The sequence below is a fragment of the Rhodococcus shunpengi genome (assembly GCF_048381395.1).
In the GTDB taxonomy this organism is placed as follows: domain Bacteria; phylum Actinomycetota; class Actinomycetes; order Mycobacteriales; family Mycobacteriaceae; genus Rhodococcus.
Genome location: NZ_JBLWIU010000038.1, coordinates 1 through 16,501 on the forward strand (window position 1 = coordinate 1; position 16,501 = coordinate 16,501).

18 protein-coding genes and 4 pseudogenes are annotated in these 16,501 nt (G+C 65.9%); 9 read left to right on the forward strand and 13 right to left on the reverse strand.

The features are described from left to right. Nucleotides 1–175: 175 nt before the first annotated feature. From ACNJ7K_RS26990 to ACNJ7K_RS27010, 5 genes are read right to left on the reverse strand one after another with little or no spacing between them, the layout of a single operon-like run. A complete protein-coding gene (locus ACNJ7K_RS26990; protein ID WP_487042003.1) occupies nt 176–583 on the reverse strand; it encodes an arsenate-mycothiol transferase ArsC in 408 nt (135 codons plus the stop codon). A gap of 22 nt (nt 584–605) precedes the next feature. Next, on the reverse strand, nt 606–1,664 hold the full coding sequence (locus ACNJ7K_RS26995; RefSeq protein ID WP_487042005.1) for an ArsO family NAD(P)H-dependent flavin-containing monooxygenase: 1,059 nt from the start codon (nt 1,662–1,664) through the stop codon (nt 606–608). Between the two features lie 16 nt (nt 1,665–1,680). Beyond that, nucleotides 1,681–2,094 (reverse strand): arsenate reductase ArsC, encoded by a 414-nt coding sequence (locus tag ACNJ7K_RS27000; RefSeq protein WP_487042603.1) that lies wholly within the window; start codon nt 2,092–2,094, stop codon nt 1,681–1,683. Between the two features lie 3 nt (nt 2,095–2,097). Continuing rightward, entirely contained in the window at nt 2,098–3,195 is a 1,098-nt protein-coding gene (gene arsB, locus ACNJ7K_RS27005; protein ID WP_487042604.1) for an ACR3 family arsenite efflux transporter, read from the reverse strand. Further along, a complete protein-coding gene (locus ACNJ7K_RS27010) occupies nt 3,192–3,590 on the reverse strand; it encodes an ArsR/SmtB family transcription factor (RefSeq protein ID WP_487042605.1) in 399 nt (132 codons plus the stop codon). The genes arsB and ACNJ7K_RS27010 overlap by 4 nt, the downstream gene beginning before the upstream one ends. 227 nt (nt 3,591–3,817) lie before the next feature. Here ACNJ7K_RS27010 and ACNJ7K_RS27015 point away from each other — a divergent pair, with 227 nt between their 5' ends. Genes ACNJ7K_RS27015 through ACNJ7K_RS27025 form a run of 3 tightly spaced genes read left to right on the forward strand, consistent with a single transcriptional unit; the run spans nt 3,818 to nt 6,071 of the window. Continuing rightward, nucleotides 3,818–4,831, forward strand: coding sequence for a hypothetical protein (locus ACNJ7K_RS27015; RefSeq protein WP_487042606.1), 1,014 nt, complete (start codon nt 3,818–3,820; stop codon nt 4,829–4,831). Nucleotides 4,832–4,840: 9 nt separating this feature from the next. Further along, entirely contained in the window at nt 4,841–5,611 is a 771-nt protein-coding gene (locus ACNJ7K_RS27020) for a hypothetical protein (RefSeq protein WP_487042607.1), read from the forward strand. Between the two features lie 10 nt (nt 5,612–5,621). Continuing rightward, nucleotides 5,622–6,071: a hypothetical protein gene (locus tag ACNJ7K_RS27025; protein ID WP_487042608.1), complete on the forward strand. Its 450-nt coding sequence runs from the start codon at nt 5,622–5,624 to the stop codon at nt 6,069–6,071. Nucleotides 6,072–6,272: 201 nt separating this feature from the next. Here the strand turns inward: ACNJ7K_RS27025 and ACNJ7K_RS27030 are convergent. After that, nucleotides 6,273–6,587 (reverse strand): annotated as a pseudogene (locus ACNJ7K_RS27030) (ATP-binding protein); the annotation flags it as partial. 146 nt (nt 6,588–6,733) lie between these two features. On the opposite strand from ACNJ7K_RS27030, the gene ACNJ7K_RS27035 reads away from it, so the two are divergent. After that, nucleotides 6,734–7,387 carry a DUF2510 domain-containing protein gene (locus ACNJ7K_RS27035; RefSeq protein ID WP_080678623.1) on the forward strand — a complete coding sequence of 218 codons (654 nt, stop codon included), beginning with the start codon at nt 6,734–6,736 and terminating at the stop codon, nt 7,385–7,387. Nucleotides 7,388–7,870: 483 nt separating this feature from the next. Next, entirely contained in the window at nt 7,871–8,077 is a 207-nt protein-coding gene (locus ACNJ7K_RS27040) for a hypothetical protein (protein WP_487042609.1), read from the forward strand. A gap of 695 nt (nt 8,078–8,772) precedes the next feature. Here the strand turns inward: ACNJ7K_RS27040 and pip are convergent. Continuing rightward, nucleotides 8,773–9,733: pseudogene (gene pip / locus ACNJ7K_RS27045) on the reverse strand (prolyl aminopeptidase). Nucleotides 9,734–9,832: 99 nt separating this feature from the next. Between pip and ACNJ7K_RS27050 the strand changes: the two are divergent. Next, nucleotides 9,833–10,189 (forward strand): amino acid permease, encoded by a 357-nt coding sequence (locus ACNJ7K_RS27050; RefSeq protein ID WP_099698772.1) that lies wholly within the window; start codon nt 9,833–9,835, stop codon nt 10,187–10,189. Between the two features lie 96 nt (nt 10,190–10,285). Here the strand turns inward: ACNJ7K_RS27050 and ACNJ7K_RS27055 are convergent, their stop codons facing one another. The 4 genes from ACNJ7K_RS27055 to ACNJ7K_RS27070 all read right to left on the reverse strand — a co-directional run bounded on the left by ACNJ7K_RS27055 (nt 10,286) and on the right by ACNJ7K_RS27070 (nt 11,934). After that, entirely contained in the window at nt 10,286–10,837 is a 552-nt protein-coding gene (locus ACNJ7K_RS27055) for a DUF2716 domain-containing protein (protein ID WP_487042610.1), read from the reverse strand. A 112-nt stretch (nt 10,838–10,949) separates the two neighbouring features. Beyond that, nucleotides 10,950–11,099 (reverse strand): hypothetical protein, encoded by a 150-nt coding sequence (locus ACNJ7K_RS27060; protein ID WP_171061646.1) that lies wholly within the window; start codon nt 11,097–11,099, stop codon nt 10,950–10,952. Further along, nucleotides 11,099–11,593 (reverse strand): hypothetical protein, encoded by a 495-nt coding sequence (locus tag ACNJ7K_RS27065; RefSeq protein ID WP_487042611.1) that lies wholly within the window; start codon nt 11,591–11,593, stop codon nt 11,099–11,101. The genes ACNJ7K_RS27060 and ACNJ7K_RS27065 overlap by 1 nt, the downstream gene beginning before the upstream one ends. Nucleotides 11,594–11,709: 116 nt before the next feature. Further along, a complete protein-coding gene (locus ACNJ7K_RS27070; protein ID WP_041804424.1) occupies nt 11,710–11,934 on the reverse strand; it encodes a S1 domain-containing protein in 225 nt (74 codons plus the stop codon). A gap of 84 nt (nt 11,935–12,018) precedes the next feature. Here ACNJ7K_RS27070 and ACNJ7K_RS27075 point away from each other — a divergent pair, with 84 nt between their 5' ends. Next, nucleotides 12,019–12,462: a hypothetical protein gene (locus tag ACNJ7K_RS27075; RefSeq protein WP_487042612.1), complete on the forward strand. Its 444-nt coding sequence runs from the start codon at nt 12,019–12,021 to the stop codon at nt 12,460–12,462. Between the two features lie 1,263 nt (nt 12,463–13,725). Then, nucleotides 13,726–14,766: an NAD(P)-dependent alcohol dehydrogenase gene (locus ACNJ7K_RS27080; RefSeq protein WP_487042613.1), complete on the forward strand. Its 1,041-nt coding sequence runs from the start codon at nt 13,726–13,728 to the stop codon at nt 14,764–14,766. A gap of 13 nt (nt 14,767–14,779) precedes the next feature. Here ACNJ7K_RS27080 and ACNJ7K_RS27085 read toward each other — a convergent pair. Both ACNJ7K_RS27085 and ACNJ7K_RS27090 read right to left on the reverse strand, forming a co-directional pair. Continuing rightward, nucleotides 14,780–14,968 (reverse strand): annotated as a pseudogene (locus ACNJ7K_RS27085) (succinate dehydrogenase iron-sulfur subunit); the annotation flags it as partial. A gap of 147 nt (nt 14,969–15,115) precedes the next feature. Next, nucleotides 15,116–15,385, reverse strand: a complete 270-nt coding sequence (locus ACNJ7K_RS27090; protein ID WP_435876558.1) for an excalibur calcium-binding domain-containing protein — start codon at nt 15,383–15,385, stop codon at nt 15,116–15,118. A gap of 476 nt (nt 15,386–15,861) precedes the next feature. On the opposite strand from ACNJ7K_RS27090, the pseudogene ACNJ7K_RS27095 reads away from it, so the two are divergent. Continuing rightward, nucleotides 15,862–16,461, forward strand: a pseudogene (locus ACNJ7K_RS27095) (transposase); the annotation flags it as partial. Nucleotides 16,462–16,501: the final 40 nt, after the last annotated feature.

A 16,501-nucleotide genomic window follows, 5' to 3' on the forward strand; every position in this document is an offset into this window, starting at 1 on the left:
ACCTTCGGCTCGAGCCCACAGCATCTCGACGATCCGGCCACCGCCGTGGGTGGCATGTGCTGCGGCACCGCCGCCCCGGCCGAGGACACGCAGCAGGCTTCGGCCGCACCGTCCTGCTGCTGAACGGCTTCCCTCGAGGTCGGCCACCGGATTCGGGTGGCCGACATCGGTGTCTTCAGCGACGGAGCCGGTCGGCAAGGTCGGTGACACGAGCGGCGATGTCGTCGCGGACCAGCCGCATCCGTTCGATGCCGACGATGCCGCGCTCGGACGGCTCGTCGGTGTCCCAGTTCTCGAACTGTGTCCCGGCCACCGGCTCGAGGTGGGCTTCGCGGCCGAGGGTGACCACGAGATCGACGTCGCGGACCAGGTCGGGGTCGACCGGTGTCGGGGTCTGGCCGGTGATGTCGACGCCGACCTCGAGGAGCACTTCGGCCGCCAGGGCATTGATGCCGGCACCGGGTTTCGTACCGGCGGAGTGCACCGTAACGGTGTCGCCGGCGGCGGCCCGCATCAGGCCGGCGGCCATCTGGGACTTTCCGCCGTTCTTCACACAGACGAACAGCGCCGAGGGTGTGCTCACGGTCGAGGTCCTTTCACGCAGATCAGGTGTCGAGGTCGAGATCGAGGTCGAGGTCGGCGACGGTGGCCTTGGCGGTGCGGCCGACGCCGAGGATGGTGGCCGAACCGGGACCGGTCCAGTCGCCGTAGCCGAGCAGATGCAGGCGCGATTCCTTGAGCGAGCGGGTGCCGGCGACCGGCACCGTGCCGGTGTGATCGCGCAACCGCAACGGCCGCAGATGCGCGAGGGCGGGCCGAAATCCCGTGGCCCACACCACGACATCAGCCCGCTGGTGGCGCTGTCCCCAGGCGATGCCGTCGACGGTGAGCCGATCGAACATCGGCAGCGCGGTCATGACGCCACGCTCACGGGCGGCAAGCACCTCCGGGACCATCACAATGTCCCCCAGGGCGGCGATGCCGCCGGGATCGGTCCGTCCGGCAGCCAGGGCCACTGCACGGCGGGAGGCGAGCTCGAACAACGCCCGGCCATCGACGCCATCCGGCAGGAACCGCGGGGGCCGGCTGGTGACCCAGATGGTTCTCGCGGTAGTGGAGATCTCGGCGACGAGTTGAGCCGCGGAGTTGCCACCCCCGACCACCACGACGTCCGAGCCGGTGAACTCGGCCGCGCTACGGTAGTCGACGGTGTGCAACTGCCGCCCGGTGAACACCTTCATGCCCGGATAACTCGGCCGAAACGGTCGCTGCCAGGTACCAGTGGCGCTGATCACCCGCCGCGCCCGCCACTGCCCGCGGTCGGTGTCGACCAGCAGATCAGGGCCGTCGCGCCGCACCGCCTGCACCCGCACCGGCCGCTCGATCGGCAGGCCGTAGCGGGCTTCGTAGGCGGTGAGATAGTCCACAACATGCCGTGCAGGCGGGAAACCGTCCGGCCAGCGCGGCATCGGCCACCCCGGCAGCGACGCGAATTCCGCCGGGGAAAACAGCCGCAGCGACGGCCACATGTGCGGCCACGCCCCACCCGGCCGTTCCTGGTCGTCGAGGATCACGAAGCGGTGCCCGGCCCGCCGCAGGTAGTAGCCGGCAGCCAGACCCGCCTGCCCACCGCCGACCACCACGACATCGACGTTCGTCGTCATCGAAGAACCTCGCAGGTCAGCGCGGTGAGGACGGGGCGGTCAACTCGGCGACGAGGGCTTCGACCTTGGCGCGGATGGCGTCCCGGATCGGGCGCACCGCCTCGACGCCCTGCCCGGCCGGATCGTCGAGCACCCAGTCCCGGTAGGACTTGCCCGGGAACACCGGGCAGGTGTCCCCGCAGCCCATCGTGATCACCACATCCGACGTCTGCACCGCCTCGGTAGTGAGGATCTTCGGATTCTGCCCGGAGATGTCGATGCCGACCTCGGCCATCGCCGCGACCGCGGCCGGATTGACCTGCTCGGCCGGGGCGCTGCCAGCCGAACGCACCTCGATCCGGTCCCCGGCCAGGGCGGTGAGGAACCCGGCGGCCATCTGGGAGCGGCCGGCGTTGTGGACACAGACGAACAACACACTCGGTGCGCTCACGGATCAAACCTCTTTCGATGCGGGCAGGTGTGACGACTCGCGGCGGGCGAAACGGTTGCGCAGGGCGAGGGAGACGTAGACCAGGGCGACGAGGACGGGAACCTCGATGAGCGGTCCGACCACCCCGGCCAGGGCCTGCCCGGAGGTTACGCCGAAGGTGCCGATCGCCACGGCGATGGCGAGCTCGAAGTTGTTGCCGGCCGCGGTGAACGCGAGGGTGGTGGTGCGTTCGTAGCCGAGGCCGATCGCGGCACCGAACAGGTATCCGCCGACCCACATGATCGCGAAGTACGCCAGCAGCGGCAGCGCGATCCGCACCACATCCAACGGGCGGGAGGTGATCTGCTCGCCCTGCAACGCGAACAGGATCACGATGGTGAACAGCAACCCGTAGAGTGCCCACGGCCCGATCTTCGGCAGAAAGGTGTCCTCGTACCAGGTGCGGCCCTTGGCCTTCTCACCGAAGTGGCGGGTGAGGAACCCGGCGACCAAGGGAATGCCGAGGAAGATCAGCACCGACTTGGCGATCTGCCACGGCGAGACATCGAGGGCGGCCTGCTCGAGACCCAGCCAGCCGGGAAGCACCGACAGGTAGAACCAGCCGAGCACCGCGAACATGATCACCTGGAACACCGAGTTGATCGCCACCAGTACCGCCGCGGCTTCCCGGTCGCCGCAGGCGAGGTCGTTCCAGATGATGACCATGGCGATGCACCGGGCGAGACCGACGATGATCAGGCCGGTGCGGTACTCGGGGAGGTCCGGCAGCATCAGCCAGGCGAGTGCGAACATCAGTGCCGGGCCGAGGATCCAGTTGAGGATCAGCGACGAGACCAGCAGTTTGCGGTCGCCGGTGACGGTGTCGAGGCGGTCGTAGCGCACCTTGGCCAGCACCGGGTACATCATGATCAGCAGACCGAGGGCGATCGGCAGGGAGATGCCGTCGATCTCGATGAAACTCAGCGCTTCACCCAGTCCGGGGATCATCCGGCCGAGCAGCAGGCCCACGACGATGGCGGCGCCGATCCACACGGCCAGGAACCGGTCGAGGGTCGACATCTTGCCGACGACCGCCGGGTGTTCGGTGTTCGTCGTGGTCATCGCGTTGGCTCCGCCGCATCGTCGACCATGGCGCAGTCCGAGCCGGGCACGACTCCCCGTTCCGGGGACAACACCGCCGACAACTGCGCCAGGGCAGAGGGGATCACCCGGTAGTACACCCAGGTGCCGCGGCGCTCACAGTCGAGCAGGCCGGCTTCGCGCAGCACCTTGAGGTGATGCGAGATGGTCGGCTGGGACAGGTCGAAGGCCGGGCTGATGTCGCACACGCAGCTTTCGCCGCCCTCATGGCTGGCGATCAGGCTGAGCAGCCGTAGACGTACCGGGTCTCCGATCGCCTTGAACATCCGAGCCAGCTCTGCGGCCCAGTTCTCCGTCAGGGGCTCCCGTACCAGTGGTGCGCAGCAGAGGTCACCACTATCAGTTTGAATCGACACCCATCAATATTGACACTGATCGAATCAGCTGGCAAACCGGGCTACGGCCGCTACCGGTGCAGGACCGTCTCCGCAGACTCTTCACTGCCATCTACCGCCGAGACTGCAGCTCTGACGCAGAACTCTCGCGTGCCCGCGTGGGGATTCAACGCGGCGCGTCGATCAACGTAATCCAATCATCTACACTATAGGTTGTTTGCATATGGATTATCGATCTGGTAGGTGCCGTGCAGTCGACAAGTGACCTGATCACAGACGCGCTGAGCGTGCTTCGCGCTGCCGACTTCCGGGCGGAAACGAACGGCTCGCTCGCGGACTGGGTGCTCACCCCTCCAGGTCGGCAGGCACTACCCGTGCAAATGAAAGCGTCCGCGTCGCCGCCCACACCCAGCGCCCTGAAAAAACTTGTCGGCGCGCAACGTAGCAAGCAACGCGACGTGAAACTTTTTCTCGTTGTTGCACGCGCCACTTCACATCTCACGCAGTTGGCTAACGCTTCGGTCGTTCACCTGCTCGCTGTACATGAACGTCGTCTGATCGTCGACGGCACCGACTACTCCACGACGATCAATCAAGAACCCCCACCCGACCACATACCGCTCCGTCGCAGGGGGCGACCGCCGTGGATCCGGTGGGCGATCGAACGCCTCCTGCTCTTGTCCCCCCAACCGCTGCCCCAGACGATCCTGGCCAATCATCTGCACACCACACCCCAGGCTGTGTCGAAAGCTCTCAAAGGCCACGAGTATGTCGAACCGGTAGAAGGCGGCTGGACGGTCCACCGACGGCAGGAGCTGTTGACCCGCTTCCTCGACGAATATCCCGGCCCGGGAGGTGCCTGCACCTACTGGTACGGACTCGACGCGCCCACTGGGCAGATCACCCACGCACGACAGCTGTGCCGCGACATGGACGTCGACTGCCTCCAGACAGGAGACATCGCCGCCGACCATTACGCACCCTGGCGCATGCCGGTCACAGCGGCCCTTTATATGCGCGAACTTCTCGATTTCGTCCCTGCCGGCTTCAGCGTCGCTTCACGCGAGGAGTACACCTTCACAGCAACCGTCCCAGAAGATCCCACCCTCTGGCATACCGCCGCAGTCCTCACCGACTCGACCCCCGACTTCGCCGACCCGATCATTGCGCTGCACGATGTGATGCATAGTGAAGGAACAGACGCACTCGACGCAGCCGAACACCTACAGGACGCGATCCTTCATGGCGCGGTACGTAGATAGCCCCCAGCAGTGACCGACATCGTCGTCCAATCAGCATCGAACGCAGCCGATCTCGGTTTTCGTGCCCTTGCGGACCTGGCCGCCGCAGCCGCAGGTCTCGACTATCGGGTCATCGGTGGCCACATGGTCCACCTGCTCACCTACGTCTATCCCGCCAGCGACGCACACCAACGTGCCACCGCCGACGCGGACGCCGGCATCTCGCCAGAAATTGCAGGAAGTCCCGACCTCGACACCAAACTCGTAGGCCGCGGATACACGCGCGTCCGGGGGAACAGATGGGAGGCCCCCTCCGGCGATCCCGACCATCCCCTCGCAGTCGACCTGCTGGTACCAGCGACCTCCGGACAAGGACGAGAAACAAAATTCTTCGGCGACAAGAAATTCGGCTTCGACGCCATTCCCGGACTGTCCCTCGCACTGTACTCTCAGCCGCTCGACGTGGCGGTCCACGCCCAGCTCTACAACGGTGAGTCCACCACGTTCACCGTATGCATACCGGACGTGGAATCGGCGGTCGTGCTCAAAGCGCTCGCCTGGAACAGCCGCCATCACCCGAAGGATGTCGAAGACTTGAGCTCGTTGATGGCCATCGTCCACCAACACCGAGACGACCTCCGGGTCTGGAAACTCGACCAACCCTGCACAGGTTCTCGAAAAGACGCCGCGCGTGTCCTCCGAGGCTTAGCGACTATGGCGGACAAGGGACAACGCATTACCGGCCTGCGCATGGCGCACGCGCGCTTCAGCGCCCTGATCCAGCGTTACATCCACGGATAAGGATCGACTGATGACGAGATCGTCTCTGCCGCTGCGCGCACGGACTGCGTCCACCGCACTTCGGCGTGCCCATGCCGCGCGCCGAACCTCCACACTCGGCAGCGCAGGATGGGTCGCATCCCGACAGGGTGCACCCAACACTCTGGTGCGTCGCCAGAAGGTGACCACAGCAACCGCGCTGCGGCTCGACCGCATCGTCGACGAACTCGTTACCGCCTTCCGCGCATCGAATGGCGCTGCAGCCATCTCGAGCACAGTCGCACTCGGCGTCGCGCCGGAAATCCACGACCGCCTGATCTGCGCCTACCTGCTCGACAAGGCATCACCGGCACCTACGGGGGCGCAGGTCCGCGTCGAGATCAAGCGAGAAAGACCTCAGATCAGCGTGCAGGTCACCCTTGAACCGGCTTCCACGACGACCAGGAGCGCCCCCACACAGCGTCAGCGCCGGCACACGTGAGCCGGTGACCCTCTCAGCCGCGCGAGCGCGTTCGACCCCGATCGCTGGAACGACGCGCACGGTAAAGCGGGATCCGCGTCGACTTCGGCTGACTCCCACCTGTCAAGGGACATGAGGGCGTCCCTGTAGGCGGACAGATGGTGTCCCTGTGCGCGGACAGCTGATCTCCCTGCCGGCGGTCAACTGATCTCCCGCACCAGGTCAGGCCAAGGGCATCACCCCGCGTCCGGCGGTTGCATCCTGCAGCCGCAAAGAAGTGCCCTCGGTGATCACCACATGCGCATGGTGCAGCAACCGGTCGACCGCGGCGGTGGCGAGCGTCTTCGGCATGATCGTGTCGAACCCGGACGGATGCAAGTTACTGGTCACCACCACACTGCGCCGCTCGTAGGCGGCATCAACGAGACGGTAGAACGCCTCGGCGGCGGCCTGACCGGACGGAAGCATGCCGATATCGTCGACGACGAGCAACTCGGTCCGGGCAATCCTGCTGATGGTCGTGCGGGTCGCTCCATCGAGATGCTCAGGGATCCTCCTGAACATCGGCGACATCGAGACCCCAACCGGAAAGCGCCTGTGCATCTCGAAGGATTCATCTCACCGATGCGGGACTACATCGTGACCGAAAACGCGACCGAACGTACTTCCCGTGACTACGTTCGATGGAAACCGAACGTCCACCAGCGGAAAGGATTCCACTGATGTCCGACGCATCGAATCCCGGCGGTGCCGGTTCGCCCGCACCCGGCTACTACCCCGACCCATCCGGTGTCATGCGATGGTGGGACGGAAGCCGGTGGACCGATCGCGTACAGAACAGCGGACCGCCTCCGTCGGCACCCCAGCCGCCCAAGAAATCGCACACCGTGCGCAACATCTTATTGGCGCTGGTCGCAGTGGGTGTATTGGCGATCGGCGGCTGTATCGCATTCCTCGCTGTCGCCGCGAACGAGGTCAACGAGGCAATCGAAACCGCGGAGGCCCAGGACTCCGCCCCTGGCGGGCCCGATAACCCCCTGACGATCTCCGAGGGTCAACCCTTCGAGGTTTCGGGCTTCCAGTACGCACCCGGATGGTCCGTCACGCAGGACGGACTCGGTTACGTCCAGATAGAGGGCCTGAAGGTGACCAATGCGCGAGGCGACAGGGACGGCGCGTTCGTGGAGATCAAGTTCATGGACGGAAACGAAGTAGTGGCGCTCGTCGACTGCACGACAGAACAGATCCCGGTCGGTCAAACCACGTCCTTGAACTGCTCCAGTGGCGACAAGTTCCCAGCGACGTACGACAGGATCACCATCAACGACACCTTCTGAGCGCAGCAGGAGCTCATGCCGGAGCCGACTGCGGTCACGGTGCTGCGTGAGGGGTGTTGCTGAGTTCTGCGCGCCCGAACGTTCGTGGAATGCGACAGCAGGAAGCGTGCGCAGATCCTTCACGTAGCCACCGCTGGCCGGAACACTCGAGGGCATATATCCGCTTCAGCGGCCGGCCCGACGCACTATGGCAATTCCGAGAAGTCCGCGTTCAGACGTTCAGTCACCCGGTTCCGTTCACCATGAACAGCTCGAACCAGTTCACGTAGCCCATGGTGAGGGGGATACCCGCCCCCTTCGACCGGTCCGCAGCGTTGAAGGAGCGCACGTCGTAATCGCCGCATGGCTGCAACGGGACATATCCGGGACCTGCACGTACGCACCGAAGTCAGATCTCGCCGGACATCACCTCTCGGCAACGTGCTTGCGGCAACGTCCCGATCTGGTTGCGGAGGTCCCGTTCGTAGCCGATCGCCATGCAGGGTGATCACACTGCACATCGATACTGGCATCGCTGACCGGATGGATAAGTCGATGACTACCGACGGTGGTTCGGACAATAGCCGGGAGCCCGGCGAGCCGTCCGAGCGCGCCGTACATGTCGAGGTCGTCTACGACCCTGACTTCGGGGTCATCGCCGAGGTCACTACACCCGACGGCCGCCGGTTCTATGGCATCGACCCGGGCTGATCGATGGGAATGTGAAACGTTGACGTCCGGCACCGCCCACACCGCATGCTTCCCGAAACGACCTGCAAGACTCCGAGTTCGGCGATAACGTGTTCTAGTCGGGGATTTCGGAACACGCCCCGTCTCGCCTTCGATCGGGGGAGGGCGAGGCGGGTATCTCGCAACCATCGGGTCCCGATCGCGTCACGAAGTCACGGCCGGCGAGCTGTTCAGCTGCGCTGTGCGCACACATCGCCAATGATCCAATTGCGACCTGAGCGACCCCCGACCTCTCAGGCGGCACAAACGTCCCACCTCGACGTCACCGTCAAGGTGGGATGTTTTCGTCGTTGCCATGGCTCGTCGCCTGTCGGGGCTCCGGATGTCCGGTTGGTTCGCAGGCGGGCGCCTGGCTGACGGCACCCGTCGTGCAGCGCGGACACGCTTGATGTCGGCGTGGTCGTCGTCGCTGCGCGCGGCTTTGACGCCATCCCCGGACTGTCTTCGGCCCCGCACTTCAGCCACATGGCCTGGCTGCGGTCCGTGCCGGCACCGGGGTCGGGGGCAGTCCGCCGGCGATGACGGCGAGGAAGATCAGTTGGCGCGGGTGGTGCGCGACAACGGGATGAATCAATCCGAGATCGCGGAGATCTTCTGGATAGGCAGTGTGACGTTGTACCGGCACCTGGAAGGAAGCGCGTGCACAACCACCGTCCTTACCTTCGCGTCGTCTCGGCCACGCTGCTGATCGCGTCGACCAGCTCGCCAGCAAAGCTGCCCCCGCCGTGACCGGCATCGTCGACGACAACGAGGCGACTATTGTCCCACCGGTGGGACAGCTCCCACGCGGTGTCGAGCGGGCCGGAGATGTCGTACCGGCCGTGAACGAGAACCGCCGGTATGCCCGCCAGTCGGTGCATGCCGTCGAGTAGTTGGTTGTTGCCGAGAAAGTGGTCGTTGCCCCAGTAGTGGGTGACCACGCGCGCAAACATCATCCGGAAGGTGGGGTCCTGGTAGCGGGGGGAGGGCGCCCAGCCGGGAACGAGTGAGACGTGGGTGTCCTCCCATTCGCACCAGCGCAGCGCCGCATTCTCCCGAACGGTCGCGTCGGGATGGGCGAGCAGGCGCGCGTAGGCAGTCGCCAGGTTTGCGTCTCGCTCGGCCGGTGGCACCGGTTCGATGAACCGTTCCCATTCGCGCGGGAAGATTCGCCGCATGTCCCGGGTGATCCACTCGACTTCCCGGCGGCTGCCGGTGGTGATCGCTCCCAACGCCATGGCTGCCACCCGGTCGGGATGTGCTTGGGCATAGGCCAATGCGAGGCACACGCCCCAGGACACCCCGGCCACGACCCACGTGTCGATCTTGAGGTGTTCGCGGAGGCGCTCGATATCGGTGATGAGGTGGTCGGTGGTGTTCGTGGACAGGTCGGTGCTCGGATCATCGGCTCGGGGCGTGCTGCGTCCGCAGCTGCGCTGATCGAATAGCACCGCGCGAAACACGCTCGGATCGAAGTACCTGCGCGTACCCGCGGTGCAGCCTGCCCCCCGGTCCGCCGTGGAGATACACGAGGGGAAGGCCCGACGGGGTGCCGACAGTTTCCCAGTAGAGAACGTTGCCGTCGGATACCGCGAGATGTCCCGAGTCGTAGGGTTCGATTGCCGGGAACAGATCCATTCGGGTGAGTGTGTCACGGCATCTCCCTGTTCGGATCCTCCGACAGCACCGTGCGTCACGTCCGGACCTGCCGGTGGATGCGCCGTATCGTCCGACCGCATGGCGTGGTTGATGTTGGGTGTTCTGGCACTGGTGGGGGTAGTGGCGGGCGTGGTGGTGCCGCGACGCGCCCGGCTCGGCAGCGCCCCAGGGTTCCCGTGGTTCTGGGTGGCGTTCCCCGCCACCTGCATCGTCATCGCGATTGCAATCGGCGTCTTCGCGTGGCCTCAGGTGTTGACCGGCTCGGGAAGTTACTGGTGGGAACCGCCCACTGCGAATCGACCCGGTGTGCAGTTCTTGTCGAGCGAGCAGTACCAGCGATTCGTGACACTACGCCGGTGGAGATGGGTGCTGCCGGTGGCTTCACTCGTGGGGATCGGGTGGTGCGTGTGGGCCTGGCGGCGCCGCCGGATGTGACACCGCCATCGTCGACGAGTCCTGCAGGACATTGCGAGATACTCGAAATGGCAGGAAAAACAACGAAGTTGAGCTAGTCAGGGATGCTCGGTGACGTTACGTATCCTCGGGGCGGCGGCCGTCGATTCGTGTGACAGGCAGCCACGTCGCCAAGGTCCGGCCCAGCGTGGCCAGCAGCCGTTCGCCGAACACGCACAGGCTCTGCTCCCACGGGTGCCCGAAGGTGCCTTCGCTCAGGTCGTCGCGCAGAAAGATGTAATAGTCGCCGTTCGGGTAGACCGGCACCCGCCACTCGGTGTCCGGGGTGCTCGCATGCACGGCCGCGTCGAGCCGGTAGCAGGTGTGCTGCCAGTCCAGCACCACGAATATCGGATCGCCGGCGAACTCGGTGACGAAGCACCGCAGTGCTTCGGCGTTGACCGCATCGAATCGGCTCGACCACGCGCCCGCAACATCGCCGGGCGCGGTGAGGTCGAACGTGATCGAGGGTGTCGGTTCGGTGATCGCCGGCCAATCCGGCTCGGCAAGGCCTGGCCGGAATCCGAACCGGTCGGTGAACCGATCCCAGTACCGAGACCGATGTCCCTCGTCGAGTGTGGTCCAACCCGGCGGTAGCGGACTACCGAAGTCGAGCGTGTGCCTCATCATGGCCGGCCTCCTTGTCGCTGGTATCGCCCCGGTGTTCCTGCACAGAATCGCTGTCGGCGTGAAGAAGCGTCACGGTGTCCACGCCGCCCTTCGATGTCAGCAACCGGCTTCGTCACCGCATGTACGGGTTCGGGGGGAGCGGGTTGATGCCGTCACTGGTCCAGGTCACCGAATTCACGGCGGTGGTCTCGACGGCCTCGACAGCAGAGCAGGCACGCAACGCCCGGGCACAGTCGAGGGACGAGCCGACATAGGTCGACATCAGATCGATGTCGGTGGCGACGAACCACGCTCGGTCCTGCGGCCACCACAGATTCGGTCCCCACGAGTCGAGAGTGCGCACCGCATCGCGCACCGTGCCGTGGACCAGAAGTTCTCCCGATCCGGAATCTTCACCCGGGGCCCAAATCGGGGCAGTCCCAGGCTCTGCGCTGCGCCGCGCCCTTCCCAGAACCCGAACCAACAGTCGTCCGGGGTGTCGGTGTACTCGGCGAGCACCGCGGCCAGCGCGGCAAACTGCTCTTCAGGCATGTCCCCGATCTCGGGTCCGTCGTCCCATACAGTGCCCTTGCCGTCCCCGACGCCGCGGATGGTCCCGGCGTACAGCAGGGAGAACCATTCGACGGTCGGATGGATCACCGCCCCGGTCGCGGCCGCGACCTCGGCCCACCGCACCGGCACCGGCTCGCCGGAGTCGCGCTCGACACGCAGCGCGGGATGCAGTACCCGCGTGTAGCCGGCGTAGCTCGGCGGCACCAAGGATCCGACAGTGGAATCGAGCGCGTCAGCTCGGCGGTGACCCAGTCACCAGCAGAGACGTCGTGTGCCTGCCACACCAGCTCCCGGTCCTCGTCGTGCGGGGTCATCGCGGGTCACTCAGGCGGCGTGTGGATGCGGGTGGCCCGGAACGAGAATCCATCCTGCTGTGCGTGTTCCCAGTCGAGCTGGACGGTCGCGCCTACCGTGAGTGCGCGGAATCCGGTTCCGTCGATGTTGCTCCAGTGTGCCCAGCATCCGCCGGGGGTCTCGGGTGAGTCGAGTACTCCCCATCCCAGCTCGCCGTGCCATTCCCGCACCGTTCCGATTGTCCGACTCATGTCGATCACGATGCCACGATGGTCCGTCGTCTACGTGCTGGGTGAACCGTCCGGTGAGGTCACTGGCAGGCATGGGGCATGAGGATGATCCGAGTTGCGTGGTCGTTGCTGGCGCTCGCGGTGGGCGGGTTCGCGATGACCGCCACGTACTTGGCGTCCTGGCCCCAATCTCAGTTCACCAGTTGCGAGATCGACCCCGCCTACGATCCCGTTGCGTGCAGTGAATCGTTGATCGATCGGGGCGGTGCCGGGTACGTCGAGGCACTGCTGGTGCCGGCTGTGCTGTGTGCCGTTCCGGTGGTTGTCCCACGGCGAAGCGTGGCGTGGGCGACGGTGGGGACGCTGGTTGTTGCCGCAGTCGTGGCCTTCGTGAGGGTGGGCGGTGTCGCGATGATGCTGGTCCCCACTGCGGTGCCTGCAACTGTGCTCGCCGGGTTCCATCGCCGCTTGGCGGAGAGGGACGCTGCAACCTCGGTCAGCGCGCAGTCGTTTCTCGAGCGGGTGCACCAGCAGCAGCGAGGCGAGTAAGGACAAGGAAGATTTTCGCGTTCTTCGGACCGTGCTGTCGACGATCGTTCAACAGCACACTCGCGGCCGTGCCCAGCGGCCCAGGCAGATGTCCGTCCCGCCGCCTCACGGTTCGAGCACCGACCGCCGTGCGTTGTTCCGTTTGCTGCACACATTTCAGTTATAGGAGGTGTGCATATCCGCGGTCGAACCTCCCAGTGCCGTGGAGCAAGAACAGGCACGGCAGGTGCTCAATGCCCTCCGGGACGTCAAACCCGGTCCCGACCGCACGAAAATTCCGCCTCCGGCTTCGACCCTGATGCCGTTTCCTGGAACTGGTCGTCTGCCGTTTCGGCATCGGCAACGAACTTCTCATTTACGTGATGAAGGCCCGTCCCCTTTACTTCGCTCTCCTGCCCTGATTGCGATCCCTGGAACGTGTACCGGTCGGTCCGCAGGGTGAGCTGTAGTCCTGTCCAGCGGGTGAGCGGGGCCGCTACTTCTCGACCCTCGGGTGGGAAGTCGATGGGGTTCTCGGTCCGGATTCGACCGGCTGGTCATCGGGTTCGAGGAGTCTCGGCCTGAGCGCGTTGACGCAAGAAGACAGGCCGATGCTTCCCGAAGTCCGCTCTGCGCGTCCCTCCATCGACCTGCCAACTCTCACTCTAACGCGCGTAATCGAACATATGTGCGAAAATCGTAGACATGGCGTCCTACGAGCGCGCTCCGAAGTTCTGCCCGAACGGGCATCGACTGGGACCGAAGCGCGTGATAGTGGGATGGACGGCCTGCTGGTGCGAGTCGTCTCTGCGGCCATCAGGTGCGAGAGGTCATCGCACCTACAGATGCGTCGAGTGCGCGGCCGAGATCCTCATTCCTCCCCATACCGGACCGCGGCTGTTCGGGGTGCAGTGGCTCTCGCGGGAACCGAAAGAACGGTGAACTCCTTTGTAGGGGAATCACTCCCGGGCGAAGCGGAACTTTTCGGCTGCACGTGAACGCGATGCCGACGCCCGTTGCGCAGATCGCGGACGTAGCCGAGTGGTGAAGCCGTCAGCTATCGGGCCCGACCACGCACAAGGGCGGGGAGCTCGCCGGTCCAGGACGGACTGTGTGCATCAGCGCCCGGCTGCTCTACATGCTCGTGTTCGTCTACAACCGGCTCGGCGTCGGTGTCCTCGTCCGGACCGTCTGACCTCCGGAGCCGGAACGGCCGGCGTCGTATAGCGGAAGATTTGCTGTAGTGCCAGGCAGGCCCACACTCCCGGTCGTAGAGTCGGGCGCATGAAAGCCCTCCAGTACACCGAGATCGGCTCCGAGCCGGTCGTCGTCGACCTTCCTACTCCGGCGCCCGGGCCGGGTGAGATCCTGTTGAAGGTCACCGCGGCCGGGTTGTGCCACTCGGACATCTTCGTGATGGACATGCCGGCGGAGCAGTACGCCTACGGTCTTCCCCTCACTCTCGGCCATGAGGGTGTCGGCACCATCGCCGAACTCGGTGACGGCGTCACCGGATTCGAGAAGGGGGACGCGGTCGCCGTGTACGGGCCGTGGGGGTGCGGTGCGTGCCACGCGTGCGCGCGTGGCCGCGAGAACTACTGCACCCGCGCCGCCGAGCTGGGTATCGCCCCGCCCGGTCTCGGCTCGCCCGGGTCGATGGCCGAGTATATGATCGTCGACTCGGCGCGCCATCTCGTCCCGATCGGGGACCTCGACCCCGTCGCCGCGGTTCCGCTCACCGACGCCGGTCTAACGCCGTACCACGCGATCTCGCGGGTCCTGCCGCTGCTGGGACCCGGCTCGACGGCGGTCGTCATCGGGGTCGGGGGACTCGGTCACGTCGGCATCCAGATTCTGCGCGCGGTCAGCGCGGCTCGCGTGATCGCGGTCGATCTCGAGGATGACCGCCTCGCGCTCGCCCGCGAGGTCGGCGCCGACGCGGCGGTGAAGTCGGGCGCCGGTGCGGCGGACGCGATCCGGGAGCTGACCGGCGGTGAGGGCGCGACGGCGGTGTTCGATTTTGTCGGCGCTCAGTCGACGATCGACATGGCGCAGCAGGTGGTTGCGATCGACGGGCACATTTCGATCGTGGGCATCCACGCCGGCGCACACGCCAAGGTCGGCTTCTTCATGATCCCGTTCGGGGCCTCCGTCGTGACCCCGTACTGGGGCACCCGGTCCGAGCTGATGGAGGTCGTGGACCTGGCCCGCGCGGGCCGCCTGGACATCCACACCGAGACGTTCACCCTCGACGAGGGCCCCACGGCCTACCGGCGGCTGCGCGAGGGCAGCATCCGCGGTCGCGGCGTGGTCGTCCCGGGCTGATCCCCAGAATGCACTTGGCCTCCTGGATCGCCTTCGTCACCTGGATGCCGCGGGGCACGCGTCGGTGCAGTTCACGGTGGTGCGGCAGCGCCACACGTCTTCGACGTCGTTGAGGATGTCGAAGACACTCGGCGGCGCCCTCGTCGCGGCTGTCGAAGATGAACCGGTGCGCGTTGACGATGGCGGCGGGACCGAAGTAGCTGCAAGTCGAATTCGGCGCCGACCGTGCATGTGCCGTTCGAGCATCTTGATGCGGTGGACGTGGTTTCGGTGGCGTCAGAGCTGTAAGGCAGCGTCAGTGCATGGTGGCGACGAGCCGACAAACGACAAAAGGTTATGCTGCAGTTAATTATTCGCAGCCGATACCGTCGTTGTCACGGTCCAGATGCGAGCCGTAGCCCGGTTCGCCGATGTACACCGGCGCGGCACCCGCGGCCCGCGCAGCGGAGCAATTCTTGTAGTACACACTCGACGGGGCCTCCACGACCGGCGGCGGGGTGTACACGGGGGGTGGGGTATAGACCGGCTCCGGGGTGTACACCGGAGGCGGCGTATAGGTCGTCGGCGGCGGGGTGTACACCGGCGTGGGCGCCACGTAGGGAGTGGTCGTGGGGGTCACACTCTGCGTCGGCGGGGGCGCGACAGCGGGTGCAACCCGGGTGGTCGTCGTGATCGGTGCCGTCGTCGTCGCCCGCGGTGCCGTGGTTGCTCGCGTCGTTGTTGTCGCAGCAGGTGTCGTTGTCGTTGCGACGACCGAGGTGTTCACAACTGGCGACGCCTCCTGGTCGTCTCCGGCGGCGTTCCCCAGGACTCCGATAGCGAGTACGGCGGCTGCGCCCGTGCCGGCAATGATCGGCCATTTCCTGCGGCCGCGCGGCTTATGTGCCCCTGCATTCGGATCGTTCGGTCCGCCCGGGTACTGGCCTGGTGAGTTCATGGGAGTCCTGTTCTGCGTACGTACTTACATGCAGATCGACGGCCCACGTCGACGTGTTACACAGGCCACAAGCAAACACGCTGCGATGGTTGGGTGTTCGACACAGATGATCGCGGACAGCATCTGGATGAGACGGCAGCGAACCTCGCCCGTGCCGGCCGTGCCGGCCGTGGCGGGTGGCGGTCGACGGGGACGGGGAGGCACGCGACGGCGCTCAGGTTGCGGAGTTGACCGCGTGGATGTCGGAACTCACCCGCGCGACCAGGCCGGGTCCGCAGGACTGGCCTGACGGGAGGCTGACGGGAGGCGGGTCATCGTCCGCCGTGACCCGGTGCAACTGTGGCACACCGATGCCGACGGCTGGCGGGTCACGTGTTCAGCGACCACACCCGCGGTTCCGTATGGACGTTGCCGATCCTCGAGGTCCGGCACCGGCAACGCGCCCGCGCCGAGGACCGCCTCCGCGCTCTCGAGGGCATCGGTATGCGCAACCTGCCGTTTCACGGTTTCGCGCAGAACCAGATGTGGCTCGAAGTCGTTTGCCTTGCAGCCCACCTTTTCGCCTGGCTGCAGATCCTCGGCTGGGGGAGGGCGCAGCGGTCCGCCGGCGGGAACCGAAACGGCTACGCCTGCGGATCCTCGCCGTCGCCGGCCGGATCATCCACACCGGCCGCAGACTACTGCTCCGGCTTCCGCGAGGCTGGCGCCACAACCACCTCATCGACACCGCCGCAGCGGCGGCGAGCACGGTGCGGTGAGCGGCCGGAGCAGACCTTCGGCCGGGGGTTCGATATTCGG

Coding starts and splice junctions, on each gene's coding strand:
- ACNJ7K_RS27075 (WP_487042612.1), top strand. CDS start 12,019: ATGATCCGAGTTGCGTGGTCGTTGCTGGCGCTCGCGGTGGGCGGGTTC.
- ACNJ7K_RS27055 (WP_487042610.1), bottom strand. CDS start 10,837: ATGATGAGGCACACGCTCGACTTCGGTAGTCCGCTACCGCCGGGTTGG.
- ACNJ7K_RS27060 (WP_171061646.1), bottom strand. CDS start 11,099: ATGTCGACCTATGTCGGCTCGTCCCTCGACTGTGCCCGGGCGTTGCGT.
- arsB (WP_487042604.1), bottom strand. CDS start 3,195: ATGACCACGACGAACACCGAACACCCGGCGGTCGTCGGCAAGATGTCG.
- ACNJ7K_RS27070 (WP_041804424.1), bottom strand. CDS start 11,934: ATGAGTCGGACAATCGGAACGGTGCGGGAATGGCACGGCGAGCTGGGA.
- ACNJ7K_RS27080 (WP_487042613.1), top strand. CDS start 13,726: ATGAAAGCCCTCCAGTACACCGAGATCGGCTCCGAGCCGGTCGTCGTC.
- ACNJ7K_RS27050 (WP_099698772.1), top strand. CDS start 9,833: ATGGCGTGGTTGATGTTGGGTGTTCTGGCACTGGTGGGGGTAGTGGCG.
- ACNJ7K_RS27035 (WP_080678623.1), top strand. CDS start 6,734: ATGGAAACCGAACGTCCACCAGCGGAAAGGATTCCACTGATGTCCGAC.
- ACNJ7K_RS27025 (WP_487042608.1), top strand. CDS start 5,622: ATGACGAGATCGTCTCTGCCGCTGCGCGCACGGACTGCGTCCACCGCA.
- ACNJ7K_RS26995 (WP_487042005.1), bottom strand. CDS start 1,664: ATGACGACGAACGTCGATGTCGTGGTGGTCGGCGGTGGGCAGGCGGGT.